The organism is Sphingomonas sp. P2_B6, from assembly GCF_056404755.1.
Map to the genome: position 1 here is coordinate 42408 of NZ_JBFUDK010000001.1, position 15893 is coordinate 58300.

13 protein-coding genes and 1 tRNA gene are annotated in these 15893 nt (G+C 64.2%); 8 read left to right on the forward strand and 6 right to left on the reverse strand.

Annotation, left to right across the window (positions count from 1 at the left end; genetic code table 11):
- Positions 1–154: 154 nt before the first annotated feature.
- Together AC1DX5_RS00225 and AC1DX5_RS00230 are read left to right on the forward strand one after the other, a co-directional pair.
- Positions 155–2986, forward strand: a complete 2832-nt coding sequence (locus AC1DX5_RS00225; protein WP_478013682.1) for a M16 family metallopeptidase — start codon at positions 155–157, stop codon at positions 2984–2986.
- 148 nt (positions 2987–3134) lie between these two features.
- Positions 3135–4319 (forward strand): Yip1 family protein, encoded by a 1185-nt coding sequence (locus AC1DX5_RS00230; RefSeq protein ID WP_478013683.1) that lies wholly within the window; start codon positions 3135–3137, stop codon positions 4317–4319.
- 206 nt (positions 4320–4525) lie between these two features.
- Here AC1DX5_RS00230 and AC1DX5_RS00235 read toward each other — a convergent pair whose 3' ends face one another.
- Positions 4526–5518 carry a cupin domain-containing protein gene (locus AC1DX5_RS00235; RefSeq protein ID WP_478013685.1) on the reverse strand — a complete coding sequence of 331 codons (993 nt, stop codon included), beginning with the start codon at positions 5516–5518 and terminating at the stop codon, positions 4526–4528.
- A gap of 287 nt (positions 5519–5805) precedes the next feature.
- On the opposite strand from AC1DX5_RS00235, the gene AC1DX5_RS00240 reads away from it, so the two are divergent.
- From AC1DX5_RS00240 to AC1DX5_RS00250, 3 genes are read left to right on the forward strand one after another with little or no spacing between them, the layout of a single operon-like run.
- Positions 5806–6717, forward strand: coding sequence for a fatty acid desaturase (locus tag AC1DX5_RS00240; protein ID WP_478013686.1), 912 nt, complete (start codon positions 5806–5808; stop codon positions 6715–6717).
- On the forward strand, positions 6714–7523 hold the full coding sequence (locus tag AC1DX5_RS00245) for a phosphate/phosphite/phosphonate ABC transporter substrate-binding protein (protein WP_478013688.1): 810 nt from the start codon (positions 6714–6716) through the stop codon (positions 7521–7523). Before AC1DX5_RS00240 ends, AC1DX5_RS00245 begins: the two co-directional genes overlap by 4 nt.
- 20 nt (positions 7524–7543) lie before the next feature.
- Entirely contained in the window at positions 7544–8749 is a 1206-nt protein-coding gene (locus AC1DX5_RS00250) for a dipeptidase (RefSeq protein WP_478013690.1), read from the forward strand.
- Between the two features lie 599 nt (positions 8750–9348).
- Here AC1DX5_RS00250 and AC1DX5_RS00255 read toward each other — a convergent pair.
- From AC1DX5_RS00255 to AC1DX5_RS00275, 5 genes are all read right to left on the reverse strand, one after another.
- A complete protein-coding gene (locus AC1DX5_RS00255; RefSeq protein ID WP_478013691.1) occupies positions 9349–9705 on the reverse strand; it encodes a hypothetical protein in 357 nt (118 codons plus the stop codon).
- Between the two features lie 434 nt (positions 9706–10139).
- On the reverse strand, positions 10140–10901 hold the full coding sequence (locus tag AC1DX5_RS00260) for a hypothetical protein (protein WP_478013693.1): 762 nt from the start codon (positions 10899–10901) through the stop codon (positions 10140–10142).
- 319 nt (positions 10902–11220) lie between these two features.
- A tRNA-Pro gene (locus AC1DX5_RS00265) sits at positions 11221–11297 on the reverse strand.
- 446 nt (positions 11298–11743) lie between these two features.
- On the reverse strand, positions 11744–12415 hold the full coding sequence (locus AC1DX5_RS00270; protein ID WP_478013695.1) for a hypothetical protein: 672 nt from the start codon (positions 12413–12415) through the stop codon (positions 11744–11746).
- Between the two features lie 74 nt (positions 12416–12489).
- Positions 12490–12801 carry a putative quinol monooxygenase gene (locus AC1DX5_RS00275; protein WP_478013697.1) on the reverse strand — a complete coding sequence of 104 codons (312 nt, stop codon included), beginning with the start codon at positions 12799–12801 and terminating at the stop codon, positions 12490–12492.
- Positions 12802–12979: 178 nt separating this feature from the next.
- On the opposite strand from AC1DX5_RS00275, the gene yajC reads away from it, so the two are divergent.
- From yajC to secF, 3 genes are read left to right on the forward strand one after another with little or no spacing between them, the layout of a single operon-like run.
- Positions 12980–13306: a preprotein translocase subunit YajC gene (yajC, locus tag AC1DX5_RS00280; RefSeq protein WP_465172104.1), complete on the forward strand. Its 327-nt coding sequence runs from the start codon at positions 12980–12982 to the stop codon at positions 13304–13306.
- A 4-nt stretch (positions 13307–13310) separates the two neighbouring features.
- Positions 13311–14894, forward strand: coding sequence for a protein translocase subunit SecD (gene secD / locus AC1DX5_RS00285; RefSeq protein ID WP_465175871.1), 1584 nt, complete (start codon positions 13311–13313; stop codon positions 14892–14894).
- A 12-nt stretch (positions 14895–14906) separates the two neighbouring features.
- Entirely contained in the window at positions 14907–15872 is a 966-nt protein-coding gene (secF, locus tag AC1DX5_RS00290) for a protein translocase subunit SecF (protein WP_465172102.1), read from the forward strand.
- Positions 15873–15893 lie beyond the last annotated feature (21 nt).

Here is a 15893-nt window from a genome sequence, read left to right on the forward strand (position 1 = left end):
CCCCTTATGCATCGCACCCCGGAACGAGCGTTTCAATAGATCGGACACAGTTTGCCCCTGCCGCCGCGCGCCCGCGCGGTGTCTCACGCAATTGACACAGCTCGACCCCGCAGCGACACCTTGCGGCAATCCTTCCGCCTTACCGGAGTCGTTCATGCGTCTTTATCGTGCCGCCCTTCTGCTCGGCGCCGCCCTGCTCCCGCTTTCGGTACAGGCCCAAAAGGCGCCCGCGCCGGCCGCGGCGGTGAAGCCGATCGACTTCACCGAACGCACTCTCGCCAAWGGCCTGAAGGTCTATGCGATCCGCGATACCGGCACCTCGAACGTCTCGGTGCAGGTCTGGTACGATGTCGGGTCGAAGGACGATCCCGCCGGCCGGTCGGGCTTCGCGCACATGTTCGAGCATCTGATGTTCAAGGCGACGCGTAACCTCGTCTCCGAGCAGATGGACCGGCTGACCGAGGATGTCGGCGGCTACAACAACGCCTCCACCAATGACGACTATACCAACTACTATGAGGTGGTGCCGGCCAACCATCTGCAGCGCCTGCTGTTCGCCGAGGCCGATCGCATGGCCAGCCTGGTGGTCGAGCCCAAGAGCTTCGCCTCGGAGCGCGACGTGGTGAAGGAGGAACTGCGGCTGCGCACCCTCGCCCAGCCCTATGGCAAGCTCTTCTCGATCTATTTCCCGGAAATCTCCTACACGACGCACCCCTATGCCCGGCCGGGCATCGGCAGCCTGGAAAATCTGGAAAGCGCGACGATCGACGATGTCCGCGCCTTCCATGCGACCTATTACCGGCCCGACAATGCCATTCTCGTCGTCTCCGGCAATTTCGATGCGAAGCAGCTCGATGCCTGGGTCGACCAGTATTTCGCGGGCATCAAGAAGCCGGATCGCCCGATCCCGCGCGTGACGGTGACCGAGCCGGAGCGGACCAGCGCCACGCATGTCACCGTCTATGAACAGAACACACCGCTGCCCGCGGTGATGATCAGCTATCCGGTGCCGCCCGACAACAATGCGGACATGCCGGCGCTGACCGTGCTGAACGCCGTGCTGTCGCAGGGCGAAAGCTCGCGGCTGTACGAAACGCTCGTCTATCGCGACCAGCTCGCCCAGAGCGCCGAGACCTATCTCGACACCAAGCAGGGCCCGGGCAATCTGGCGGTGTTCGCGATCCTCGCCGGCGGCAAGACCGCCGATGCCGGCGAAGCCGCGCTGCGCCGCGAAGTGGCGCGGCTGCGCGATGCGCCGGTCACCCCCGCCGAGCTGTCCGAAGCGAAGAACGAGATCCTGACCGGCGTGCTCCGCGGCCGCGAGACGGCGGAAGGCAAGGCCTCGGCGCTGGCCGCGTCGGTGATCATCAACGGCGATCCGCGCGCGTCCGACCGCCAGATCGCCGAGATCGCCCAGGTGACGGCCGCCGACCTCCAGCGCGTCGCGAAGAAATATCTGCGCGACGAACGCTCGGCCGCGATCCACTATCTCCCGGCCGAAGGTGCTCCGGCAGACGCCAAGGGCGATACGGTGACGGTCGCCTCGACGGTCCAGGTCGCGCCCTTGGTCGCGCCCGCCAATGTCGCGATCGTGACGCCCGCCCCGGATGGCCAGCGCCTGGCGCCGCCCGTGGCGGGGACCCCGATCGCCGCCGCCATCCCCTCGCCGCAGGAGATCAGGCTCGCCAACGGGCTGCGCGTGCTGGTGGTCGAAAAGCATGATCTGCCGCTGATCACCGCCACGCTGGTCGCGCCCGGCGGCGGCGCGGCCGACCCGGCCGACCGCGCCGGCGTCGGCGACCTGACCGCCGATCTGCTGACCAAAGGCACCAGGACTCGATCCGCCACGCAGATCGCCGCGCAGGTCGAGGCGCTTGGCGGGTCGATCGGCAGCGATGCAAGCTGGGACGGCTCGTCGATCACGGTCACGGTGAAATCGGACCAGGCCGCGCCCGCGCTGACCATCCTCGCCGATGTCGCGCGGAACCCCGCCTTCGCCGACGAGGAGATCGAGCGGGCCCGCGCCCAGGCGATCGACGGCGTCACCGTCACGCTCAAGGATCCAGCCCAGCTTGCCAGCCTCGTCGCGAGCCGCGCGGTGTACGGCAACCAGGCCTATGGCCATGTCCTGTCCGGTACGCCCGATTCACTCAAGGCGATCAAGGCCACCGATATCCGCGCAGCCTATGGCGCGACATGGCAACCCGGCCAGACGACCCTGATCCTGGTCGGGGACATCACCCCGGCTGCCGCCAGGGCTCTGGCGGAGAAGAACTTCGCCGGCTGGAAGTCCGGCGGCGCCCAGGCAGCCGCTGCACCCGGCGCGCCGCCATCGCCCCAGCCGCGCGTGATCGTGGTCGACATGCCCGGCGCCGGCCAGGCCGGCGTGGTCGTCGCGCGCCCCGGCATCGCGCGGCGCGACCCGGCCTTTTATCCGGCGAGCGTCGCCAACACCGTGCTTGGCGGCGGCTTCTCGTCGCGGCTCAACCAGGAGATCCGGATCAAGCGCGGCCTCGCTTATGGCGCGGGCAGCTCCCTGTCGGCGCGGCGCATGCCGGGGTCGATCTCGGCGCGGACTCAGACCAAGAACCCGACCGCGCCCGAAACCGTCGCGATCATGGTCGCCGAGATGAAGCGTCTCGGCACCGAGCCGGTGCCCGCGAACGAGCTCGAGCCGCGCAAGGCGACGCTGATCGGTGATTTCGGCCGCGGCGTGGAGACGACCGACGGCATCGCCGACGTGCTGGGCGACTATGTCGTGCAGGAGGTGCCGCTGAGCGAGCTCAAGGCCTTCACCACGAAAGTCTCGGCAGTCGATCCCGCAGCGGTGCAGGCCGCGGCCGCCACGCTGCTCGATCCGGGCAAGGCGAGCATCGTCGTGGTAGGGGATTCGAAGGATTTCATCGAGGCACTCAGGAAGGACTATCCGAACCTCAAGCTGATCCCGGCCAGCGCCCTGAAGCTGGACAGCGCTGCCCTGAAATAGCGCTGCCGCATCTCTGTAATGCTCGACAGCCCCGATCCATGCTATGGCCGGATCGGGGCGAAACCGCCGCGCATGTCGCCTTGATCCTATCCTTCGGGACGCCCCGGGCTAGGGTCGCGCAAGGGGGGAGAGCAACAGGGAGCAGGCAATGGCCACGCAAATTCCAGGCGATCGACCCACAAACATGGTGGAACGGATCAAGCGACTGCTGACCGCGCCCGCGCAGGAATGGCCGCGCATCGACGCGGAACCGATGACGATCAAGGGCATCTATACGGGGTGGGTCGTGCCGCTGGCCGCAATCGGCCCGGTTGCCGGGCTGATCGGCACGCTCGTCTTCGGCTACAGCTTTCTCGGCGTCACCTATCGCCCGCCGATCGGCGCCGCGATCGGGACCGCGCTGATCGGCTATGTCATGGCGCTGATCGGCGTCTATCTCCTGTCGCTGATCATCAACGCGCTGGCGCCCAGCTTCGATGGCACCCGGAACCCGGTATCGGCCTTCAAGGTCGCCGCCTTCACCGGGACCGCGGGCTGGCTGGCCGGCATCTTCCAGATCATCCCGTCGCTTGCCTGGCTCAGCCTGCTCGGGCTGTACGGCCTCTATCTGCTCTGGGTCGGCCTGCCGATCCTGATGAAGGTGCCCGAGGGCAAGGCGACGGCCTATATCGTGGTGACGATGCTCGTCGCGATCATCCTGTTCCTGGTCTGCGGCGCGGTCGCGGCGCAGGTCGGTTCCTCGCTGGCGCGGCCGATGATCAGCGCCGCCACCGATAGCGGTACGGTCGGCGGATCGCTGAACCTGCCGGGGGTGGGCAAGGTCGATCTCGACAAGGCCAACGCCGCCGTCGCCAACATGAAGGCGGCGACCGAGAAGATGCAGAACGGGACGGCGACGCCGATCCCCGCCGCCACGCTTCAGGCGATGCTGCCGGGGTCGATCGGCGGCTTCACGCGCGGCGATGTGGAATCGCAGAGCGGCGGTGTCGGCGGGATCACCGGCAGCCATGCCGAGGGGCGCTATAGCTCGGGCGATCAGAGCTTCAGCCTGTCGGTCACCGACATGGGCGCCGCCGGCGCGCTCGCCTCGCTGGGCGGGGCGATGAACATGCAGTCGAGCAAGCAGACCGCGACCGGTTATGAAAAGACCGAGATGGTCGGTGGCGCGATGGTGTCCGAGAAATGGAATACCGAATCGAACCATGGCAGCTATGGCACGATGGTCGCGAGCCGCTTCATGGTCTCGGCCGACGGCAATGCGCCGAGCATCGATACGCTGAAACAGGCCGTGGCCTCGGTCGATACGGGAAAGCTCGCCGCCCTGGCGCGCTGAGGCGCCGACATTCCTGACGACCATTCCAGCAGTCCCGTCATGCCGGACTTGTTCCGGCATCCATCGGCCCGCAGGAATGGAGGCTGGTTGCCATGCGGCGCGCGGCCCCGGAGCGAGTCCGCGGTGACGACTGGTGGTGACGTGCCCTCAAAAGAAACCCCGCCCGCTCTCGCGGGCGGGGTGTCCGATAGGATGAATCGACGCCCTTATTGCCGGCCCATCGATTCCGGCGTGTAATTGTGCAGGCCGCGCGGGAACGGGTTGATCGCGACGCGGGTCGCCATCTCGCCGACCGTGCCGCCCCAGCTGGCGCGGTGCCAGCGGCCGACCTCGGCGGTCACCACATCGCCGGGCGACGCGGTGAACACGGGAATGCCCTGGATCTGATAATCGATATTGCCTTCCATCACGAACCAGAACTCGGAATAGTCGGTATGGAAATGGCCGAGATTGCTCGGCGGCGGCGTGGGCGTGCCCTTGCCGCGGATGTTGTTCACGAACATGTGGTCGCTGGCGATGAACGCGCCCGCGCGGGCACCCCCGGCGACGACATCCTTGTAATAGTCGAGATAGGGCTTGTTGGGCCCGTCATAGACGCCGTCGCCGCCCGACAGGATCGTCTTGGTATAGGTGATGCCCTTCACATCGGCCGGCTTGTCCGGCGTGCTCTCGACCGGATAGATCGGGATGTCGCCCGCCTGATGCACCTCGAGCCAGAGGCCGGGCTCGCTGCCGACCGTCTCGAGCGAATAGGGCAGGCGCAGCGGAATGTTGATCTCGAAGCCCTTGGAGGCGACGAACGGCTCCTGGCCCTTGATGTTGACGCGCACCTGGCCGCTCCACACGATCATCGCGACGCGGTTGTCGGCCGACAGCACCGGGGTGGTCTTGCCGCCCGGCGCGAGCTGATGCCAGTCGGCCATCAGGTCCTTGTTGCGCACGATCGGCTGGGACCAGGTCGCCTGGCCCTTGTGCAGCGCGAGCACGTCGGAGAGCTTCCACCACGGCTTGTTCGGCGCGACATAGGCCTGGACCGGGGTCTTTTTGGGCACCCAGCCGAAGATCGGCGGCGGCGGCGCGGGGCGGGCGCCCGGAGGCGGACCGCCCTGGGGCCCTGCGGTTTGGGCGAAAGCCTGATGCGCCAGCATCGCCGCGGCCCCCATCATCCCGGCAGTCATCATGGTCGTCAGAACACGCATCCTCATCTCCCTCCAAAAGGACCGGCGCGCGCCGCCGGATATTCTTCTCTCCGCCGCCCCCTGGCTTTTGCCATGTCGGAGCGTGGAGTCGGCGCAGACCTATATCAAATATATGATATAGGAAAAGTGTTTTACGGGGCCGGTCCAGCCGCGACGGCCGCCAGGCGTGGTGCGCGCGCGTTCATCCCGGAAAAGCAAAACTTCGCCGCACCCAATTCCTCCCTGCGTTGAATATCCCATCAAATTGATGGAGATTTGCCGGGACCTTGGGAAAGGCCCCGCACCGCATGATTTTGTCTCGCCCGCCGTTCATCACCCCGACCGTTCGACCTATCGGCTGGCCGACCATCGCCATCGCTGTGGCGGTCTATGGCGGCTGGATCGCCGCGACGCTCTGGCACGCCTCGATCCCCGCCCCGCTGCTCGTGCTGATCGGCGGCTGGCTGCTCGCCTGGCACGGATCGCTGCAGCATGAGACGATCCATGGCCACCCGACCGGCATCCGCTGGATCGACGGCGCGATCGGCTTCGTCCCGCTGTCGCTATGGCTTCCCTATCGGCTCTATCGCAGCAGCCATATCGCCCATCATGCCAGCCCGGCGATCACCGATCCGCACGAGGACCCCGAATCCCGCTATGTCGACCGGCGCGGCGGGATCGACTGGGTCGCCGCCCGGCTCCAGTCGACGCTGCCCGGCCACCTGCTGCTTGGCCCGCCGATCGCGATCGCCAAATTCGCGCGGGAGGAGGCGCGTCGCGCCCGGTCGGCGCCGTTGCAGGTCCTGCGCGACTGGGTGCCGCATCTGCTGGCGGTCGCGCTGCTGCTGGTCTGGCTCGACCATGTCGGGCTGGGCATCGGCCGCTACGTGCTGTGCTTCGTCTATCCCGGCATGGCGCTCACCAACCTGCGCTCCTATGCCGAGCACCGCGCCGATCTGGCCACCAGCGGGCGTGCGGCGACGGTCGAGCGGGGCGGCCCGCTTGCCCTGCTGTTCCTCAACAACAACCTCCATGCCGCGCATCACGACCGCCCCGGCCTGCCCTGGTACCGGCTGCCGGCGCATCACCGCGCGCACCGCACCCGCCTGATCGGCGACGGCACGGTACGCTATGCCGGCTATGGCGAGATCGTCCGGCGCTTCTCGCGCGCCGCGCATGACGTGCAGCTCCACCCCCATCACGGCGATCAGCGGGCATGAGGACCGGCACCGCCTCGCTCGGCATGTACGATCATGGCCGCCAGCGGGCGGCGAACGACCAGCTCTGGGCGGAACTCGCGCGCATCCTGCGCGACCGCGGCATCCCGGGCGTGCCCGACCGGCTCGATCGCACGCGCTCGGTCCAGGATAGCTGGCATGATCCCGACCTGCTGTTCGGGCAGATCTGCGGCTTCCCACTGGTGACTGACGACTCGCTCGCCCTGCGCGTGCTGGCGCTGCCGGTCTATGATGCGCCGGGCTGTAGCGACGCCCTGCACCATAGCCTGCTCGTGACTCGCCAGGGCGATGCGACGACGCTCGACGCCTATCGCGATCGCCGGGCCGCGATCAACGATCGTCACTCCAACACCGGCCTGAACCTGTTCCGCGCCGCCATCGCGCCGCTTGCCACCGATGGCCGCTTCTTCGCCGAGGTTCGCGAGTCCGGGGCGCACCGCCAGAGCCTCAGCGCGATCGTCATGGGGGAGGCCGATATCGCCGCGATCGACGCGGTCAGCTTCGCGGCGATCGCGCGTGCCGAGCCCGAGCTGACCGAGTCCCTCCAGACCATCGGCACCACCACCAGTTCGGCCACGCCCCCGTTCGTGACCTCGCGCAACACCGGCATCGAGACCGTCGCCGCGCTGCGCATCGCGCTGGCGCATGTCGCCGCCGATCCCGGCCTCGCCGACACCCGCGCCGCGCTGTTCCTGGCGGATATCGTCCCCGGCGGCGTCGACCGGTTCGCCCCGCTTCGCACGCTCGAAAGCGACGCCGCCGCCGCCGGCTACCCCGAATTGCGCTAACTCAAGCAAAGGAATTGACCATGCGGTTCATGATATCGGCGCCCATCGCCCTGGTTGCCGCCCTGCTCGCCACCACCCCGCTCGCGGCGCAGAGTATCGTGTTCGATCCCCATATCGATCTTCCCAAATCGGCGGTGACGCCGGGCTGGTCGGGCCTGTCCGATCCGGGTTCGCAATTCGATCTGGTCCGTGCCCTCAAGGGCGGACTGACCACCGCGGCCATCGCGCTGTTCGTGCCGCAGGGCGCCCGCGATCCCGCCACCCTCGCGGAAGCGCAAAAGGCCTTTGTCGTCCGCGACGCGGCGATCCACGCCATCGCCGATCTTAATCCCACCCTTGCCGGCTTCGCGCGCAGCCCGGCCGATGTCCGCCGCATCGTCGCGAGCGGCAAGGTCGCGGTGGTCGAGAGCCTGTTGAACGCCTGGCCGCTCGGCGACGACCTGAACGCGTTCGACCGCTGGCACGCGCGGGGTGTCGGCATCCTCGGCTTCGTCCATGCCGGGCACAACCAGTTCGCCGATTCCTCGCGCCCCGCGCTGCAGCTGGGCGACCGGCCCGCCGAACATCAGGGCCTGTCGCCGCTCGGCCGCCAGGCGGTGAAGCGCCTCAACGATCTCGGCGTGCTGATCGACGTCTCGCAATTGTCGGATCAGGCGTTTGACCAGGTGCTCGCGCTCAGCCGCGCGCCCGTCATCGCCACCCATAGCGACGTCCGCGCCCTGGTCGACACCCCGCGCAACCTGAGCGACGCGCAGCTCGACGCGCTGAAGGCGAAGGACGGCGTGATCGGCATCAACGCGTTCAGCGCCTATCTGCGCGCGCGCAGCCCGGAGACGCTAAAGGCGGTCGCTGCCCTTCAGGCCGAATTCGGCCTGTCCCCGGCCGGCGGCACGCTCCTCTCGCCCGATCGCCAGGCCGACTATGACCGGCGCTACCACGACATTGTAGGCCAGGAGCCGGCCGCGACGGTGTCCAACCTGGTCGACGCGGTCGATTTTGCCGTGAAGCGGATCGGCATCGACCATGTCGCGCTGTCGTCCGACTTCAACCATGGCGGCGGCGTCACCGGCTGGTCGGATGTCGGCGAAACCGCCAACGTCACGGCCGAGCTGGAACGCCGCGGCTATGCGCCGGAAGCGATCGACAAGCTGTGGGGCGGCAACGTCCTGAGAGTCTGGCAAGCCGCGATCGACGCGCGCGACGCCGGCTACCGGCGGGGCGGCTGATCCGGATCAGACGCTGTTCAAGCCGAAGGCGGCGCTCACTGACAGTAAGTCAGCGTGGCTATTAGCGTCGCGCGCGCGGCAGAGTCAGCCGGTCTGCAAAACGACCCAATTGCGGAGGTTGGTCGTTTCGAATAAACTGCCAGGCGATCGAAAGCGGGAGGTGCAAATGGACGCCACTATGAGTTAGCGCAGGGCAGCGGTGCTGGCGACCATCCCGTGGATACTTCTTTTCGGAACAATTTTTGCGTACGGCGTATGGACTGGAATGCAGGAATATTGCGGTTGGCCAAATTATTTGTGGCGAATGACCAAAGTTGCAATATTTCTATACGGTGCTGCAATATTGGCTTTGCATTTCAGCCGGCCGCATGTACGAAAAGAAGATCGCAGGTCTTGACTTCAACCTCGCTGCTTCACGGCCTCCGGCGACCACATTTTAACATGTTTTAACGGTAATATGTGCAACAACCCGTTTATTCTCGCAGGCGGTAACTTGCGCAGGCTCGCGCAGCGCCCCGAAGAGGCATGGAAGGTCAAGTTTAGATTGTTGCAGTGTCACCGTTACAGACGCCCGGTGTTTTTCTGTTTACATTCAAATATTATTGGTAACTGGCAGCGCTAGAGTAATAACCAATCAACCCGAGGTTCGCGACAGAACCAGAGTCAAATATCGCCCGCGGCGCGAGATTCAATGTGGTGTAAGCGCCCTTTCCCCCCACGTAGTTCACCCACTTTAGGGTGACGTTTACCGTCTTGTCGGAGTTATTTCGGACATGAAAATAGTCTATGGTGTTAGGAGCGCTGGGAACCATCTCTGCCCAGACATCTATAACTGCGCAAGCATTGCCGCCGCAGTACGAAAGGCCGTCAGTCTTGGTGACAAATAGATAGCCATCATCCTCAAGGCTATGCCGCACATCGCCGGTATCGGCCGCCACATCGTCAGATTCGGACATTCGGACTCTCCCAAACTGTTTCGCTCAAGTATCAATAGCGTTGGAGATTGCACGAAATACGGTTTCGCGCAATCACAACCATAGAGAACTCACAAGCGCGCCAACCTGCGCGGCTAGCATAGTGCTAGCACGACCCACATAGATGGTTGCGAGCGCCGAATGGCGTTCTGGCAGTTGCGGCAAATTATAAAAACTTATTCCAGAACACAGAAATAATGGGGAATAACGACACGTGCAACAACCTCTTTACGCTTTTAGAGGGTTACTCACGCTGACTTCGCGCCGTGCCCGGAATAGACATGAAAGGTCAATTTTGGGGTTGTTGCGCCTGTCACCGCATATAGCGCGATCCAGTGGACGCTGGCGAACTAAATCCTGCAAAAGCCCACAACGCGCTTGCAAGCAAACGGACAAGAATTGAAAAATTCTCGGAATTAAACGATACTAGCCAGAGATTTGATAAATCCTAATACATGACTATTTATGAGCACCGCCTCTTCTTTAGTATAATTGGATTTTGGGTGCATAACGTCGTTTCTCCAAGCAATACGTACAGTATCTAAGCTCGCCGATGCTGCCGCCAGTTTTTGTTTTTTTGCCTTTGCGCCCACTGTCGCGGAGGAAAGTGACGTAATTGCCTTATTAATGTGGATAATTAGCTGATACCAATTACTATTTTTTGTATCAATATTCACTTTTAACTTCTTGGCAAGAACGGAAACTCCGTACTCAAGTACTCTCATAAGATGAAATACTGAAGCTGTATAGTGACCTGATTGCAGACACGATAACGATTCTTCTAAATCCTCACGAGCCTTAGGGAGTTTTGCAAGAGTCTCTTCATCCACAAGTTCAGAAATATCTTTATCGAACCTTATGTCCAGCACCACCACTCTTCTGTCGCCGAGTTCGGTTGCTACCATCTGGTACAATGCATCCCAATCTCGAATTAAAAATGTAGAATTTGGCGGTCGGATTTCATAACATCCCTGCCTTGTGCTCGATGGGGTAAAGAGGTTCAATCTCCCCAGCAAATCTTCTGATTTCTTTGTAGACACTGGAAGCTTTAGTTCAATAAAATGATCTTTGAGCTTCTTGACCATTTCAAGAATCACGAAATATGCATCTGCGTCCAACCCTACTTCTGCGTGGCCCGCAAGAAAACCTTCATTCTCGTATGCTGATAGTGTCGTCATCAAAGACGACATTATCCGACAAGTTCCTAGAACGAGCTTCGCATCAAGCCGAATCATTTCAATTATATCCTGGGGCTGCGATCAGTCATGATCTAGCACCCCGATGCGTGATAGGGTACGCGAAATATAACGATGCCAGAGATTTAGGCCAGCGAACCCAACTCTTGAAGCACTGTGCAGCGGCTCGCGCCCTCGGTGCGGGCGTTGCGATGAGAGGCAATCCCTCGGGGCACTTCTTACACTTCCCTTACAAGGCGCGCGCAGGGGAAGCGGACACCTTCCGATGCCCGCGCAACAATCGAAACGGTGTGAAAAATCTTGGTCGGGGCGACAGGATTCGAACCTGCGACCCCCACACCCCCAGTGTGATGCGCTACCAGGCTGCGCTACGCCCCGACCGAGGGTGGGGCACATATGCGGGTGACGCGCCGGATGCAAGCGCGGAAGCCGCCCCGACAATCGCACGTCGAAATCGCCCCTGCCGGCCGCGGATCGATTCAACCCGCGCGAAGATCGTGCCACAGCGCGGGTGGCGGGTGCAGTCTGCATGTCCGCCTGCTGTTTCTCATGACCGCGACCCTGTTGGACGATGTCCGGTCCCCGCCCCGACGACGATCCTCGCTGTTATCGGAGGGCCCGTTCCCTGTTATGCGCGGCCCGTTCGCTGTTATGCCGGAACAGGGATAATTCCATCAATATACTGATATATAAAGATAATATATCCAACAAAGCGGGAGAAAAACAGGGAAAGAAAATATCTTCCCTGTTCCTTCGCTGTTATCGCTCGATAACAGCGAAGGGTCGCCGGCCAGGTTGTTGGACGAAACGGCGATGCGCGCGCGCTAGTCCCTGATCTGCCCCAGCGGCAGCAGCCGCTTGGCCAGCGCCTTGACCAGGCGCGGGTCGCCGCCCTTGAGCGCGTTGACCATTTCGACCGCGCGGCGCTGCATCATCCGGTCGAGCAGCGTGGGGGTCGTGCCGCGCGTGGCGGCCTCGGCCAGCACCGCGCCGCGCGCATCGGCCGGATCGATCGACAGCCGCAGCAGCGCGGCGAGTCCGGTGAACAGCGCCCGATCCCCGCCCAGCGCGACGGCGCGGTCGGTCGCCTCATATCCCGTCGCCTTGCGCGCGCCGAGCACGGCGCGGGCGGTCAGCCCGCCCAGCGCCTCGACCGCGTCGATATGCCAGCCGCCCAGCGCTGCCTGCGCCTCGGGGTCGCGCGGGTTGCGCGCGACCAGCGCCTCGAACTGCGCGCGCGATGCGAGGGCGTCGCTCCGGCTCTTGGTCAGCTTGGCGCGGTATCCGATCGCCATCGCCCGGGTAAGCAGCGCGTCGCCGTCCCCCGGCGCCCGGGCCAGGATCGCATTGGCATCGTCCACCACGGCGGCGAGTTGCGCCAGGACAGCCGCCTTGTCGCGCACGGTAAAGACGGTCTGGGTCAGCGCATCGCGCGCCGAGGCGGAGGTCGCCGCGGCGGGCGCGAGCAGGAGAAGGGCGATCGCGGCTTTCAACATGGTGCCGTTGGTAAGCCGCCGCCGGAACGACCGGCAAGCCCGATTCGGCTCGTTCGCCCCCTCAGTCCCCAATGTCAGTCCCCGATCAGCGTCTTCCAGAACTGGCGGTCCCAGGCCTTCACGCTGATCTCCCTGATGTCGAAGCCGCCCAGGCTCTTACCGAACGCCTTCTGGTGATCCGCGACGCCATGCGCGGCGATCGCCTCGGCCGAGGCCCAGCGTTCGGAGATGCGGATCAGGTCGGGGTCGCCCGCGTCATAGGCGAAATTGTAGAATTCGCAGCCGTCCTCGGCACTGGTCGTCGCCATATGCTCGACCAGCAGGCCGCGAAGCTTCTCGCCTTCCCCGCTGCCGGTCCGGATATGTCCCAATACGATGATGGTCATGGCGCCGCTCTCCCCCTGTGCCTGTCAATGCCGGGCTCGCCCTCACCGGCCAACCCATGTTGCGCGACCACCGGACAAGTGATAGCGCGCGGCGCTTATAGAGTGGGCGCAATTGCTTTAGATACCCCGGCGCCCCTTTCGATACCCCAGCCATTTCGGCCAAGCCATTCAGGATGCCATGTTCGCAACCCCAGCCTATGCCGCCACCGGCGCCGCCTCGAGCGGCGGTTCCTTCCTGGTGCTCATTCCCTACCTGCTGCTCATCCCGGTCTTCTATTTCCTGGTGCTGCGCCCGCAGCAGCAAAAGGCCAAGGCGCACCGCGCCACGCTGGACGCAGTGAAGAAGAATGATTCGGTCGTGACCGCAGGCGGCCTGGTCGGCAAGGTGACCAAGGTCGACGAGCGTTTCGTCGAGGTCGAGATCGCCCCCACCGTCAAGGTGCGCGTGGTCAAGGCGATGCTGGCGGAGGTCACTCCGTTCGGTACCAAGCCGGCGAACGACTGATCCGATGCTTGATTTCCCGCGCTGGAAGGTCACCTCGATCCTGGTGCTGCTCGCCGCGCTGATGGCGCTGGCGATCCCCAGCTTCGTCCCGGAAAACTATACGAAGAGCTGGATGCCCCGGATCAACCTGGGCCTCGATCTCGCCGGCGGCAGTCATTTGTTGCTGGAAGCGGATACCGACGCGTTCCTCGCATCGCGGCTCGACAATATGAGCCAGCAGATCTCGAGCACGCTCAAGCGAAGCCCGCGCATCGAGATCGGCGACATCTCGTCGAAGGACGGCAAGCTCAGCTTCTTCGTCCGCGACGTCACCCAGATCGACGCCGCACGCGAACGCCTGTTGCCGCTCGCCGGCAGCGGCGCCGGCTTCACCGGCCAGCGCGTCTGGGACATCAGCGTGGTCGACGGGACTCGGTTCGTGGTCACGCCGAGCAAGGCGGGCAGCGATCAGGCCATCAACCAGGCGATGGACGACACGACGGAGAATATCCGCCGCCGCATCGACTCGCTCGGCACCAAGGAGCCGACGATCGTCCGCCAGGGCGGCAACCGTATCCTGGTCCAGGTGCCCGGCCTGCAGAATCCGCAGCAGCTGAAGGACCTGATCGGCAAGACCGCCAAGCTCGAATTCAAGATGGTCGACGATTCGGTCGGCAACGGGCCGATCACCAAGGATACCGTTGCGCCGATCGGCAGCCAGGTCCTCCCCTATCCCGAAGGCGGCGGCTACATCGTCGTGAAGCGCCAGGTGATCCTGACCGGCGGACAATTGACCGAGGCCAGCCAGGGCTTCGACCAGCAGAGCAATGCGCCGATCGTCAACTTCAAGTTCAACAGCGAAGGCGGCAACAAGTTCGCGCGGATCACGCAGCAATTCACCGGGCAGCGCTTCGCCGTGGTGGTCGACGATAACGTGATCTCCGCGCCGCGGATCAACACGCCGATCCTCGGCGGCAGCGGCTATATCGAAGGCAGTTTCACCGTCGCCTCGGCGAACGAACTGGCGATCGCGCTGAAATCGGGCCAGCTCGCGGTGGGCGTGAAGGTCGTCGAGGAACGCACCGTCGGCCCCGATCTCGGCAAGGAATCGATCCATGCCGGCATCCTGGCCTCGGCGATCGCCGCCGCCGCCGTGATCATCTTCATGTTCGTGACCTATGGCCGCTTCGGCGCCTATGCCAACCTCGCGGTCATCATCAACGTGTTCGTGATCCTCGGCGTCATGGCGGTGTTCGGCAGCACGCTGACCCTGCCGGGCATCGCCGGCTTCGTGCTGACGATCGGCACCGCGGTCGACGCCAACGTGCTGATCAACGAGCGTATCCGCGAGGAGCGGCGGCGCGGCCGCACCGTCATCCAGGCGGTCGAGCTCGGGTACAAGGAAGCCAGCCGCACCATCTTCGAGGCGAACATGACTCACGCCATTTCGGGCGTCATCATGCTGGCTCTGGGGTCCGGGCCGGTGAAGGGTTTCGCCGTCGTGCTGCTGATCGGCATCTGCACCTCGGTGTTCACCGCCGTCACCTTCACCCGCATGCTCGTCGTGCTCTGGGTCCGCCGCACGCGCCCCAGCGACATCCACATCTGATCGGGCAGCATCATGCGTCTCCTCAAACTCGTCCCCGACAACACCAACCTCCCCTTCGTCTCGCTGCGCGCCTGGGCGTTCGGCCTGACGATCGCGCTGTCACTCGCCTCGATCGCGCTGGTCTTCGTCAACAAGCTCAATTTCGGCGTCGATTTCATCGGCGGCCTGATGATCGAGGAGAAGTTCCAGACGGACCCGAACCTCGACAAGCTGCGCTCGACGATCGAGCGGCTGCAGGTCGGCGAGGTCCGTCTCCAGCCGATCGGCGACAACAAGACCATCTCGATCCGCGTGCCCCTGCCCAAGAGCGATGATCCGGGCGCGACCAACGCCGTCGTCCAGCAGGTCCAGGCCGCGGTGGTCAAGGACTTCCCCGATGCCCGCTTCTCGCGGCAGGATACGGTCAGCGGCAAGGTATCGGACGAATTGCTGTGGAAGGGCGGCCTGGCCGTCGCCCTCGCCATCCTCGGCATCGGCCTGTTCGCGATCTTCCGCTTCGAATGGCAGTTCGGCGTTTCGACCGTGGTCGCGATCGTCCACGATCTGCTGATGACCCTGGGCTTCTTCGCGCTCACCCAGTTCGAGGTCGACCTGAACATCGTCGCCGCCGTGCTCACCATCATCGGCTATTCGATCAACGACAAGATCGTGATCGACGACCGCATCCGCGAGAATATGCGCCGCTATCGCAAGATGGACATGCCGCACATCATCGATCTTTCGGTCAACGAGACGCTGCCGCGCACGGTGATGACCTCGGTCACCATCCTGCTCGCGCTGTTCGCGATGCTGATCTTCGGCGGCCATGTGCTGCGCGGCTTCACCGCGGCGATGATCCTCGGCATCTTCGTCGGCACCTATTCGTCGATCTACGTCTCGTCCTCGCTGCTCATCTCGCTCGGCCTGCGCGCCGAGCCGAAGGCGGACGATACGCCAGGGTCGAAGCCGGAACGGGTCGCCTACAAGGACATGCCCTGACGTCTGTCGGGGGTACCCGTC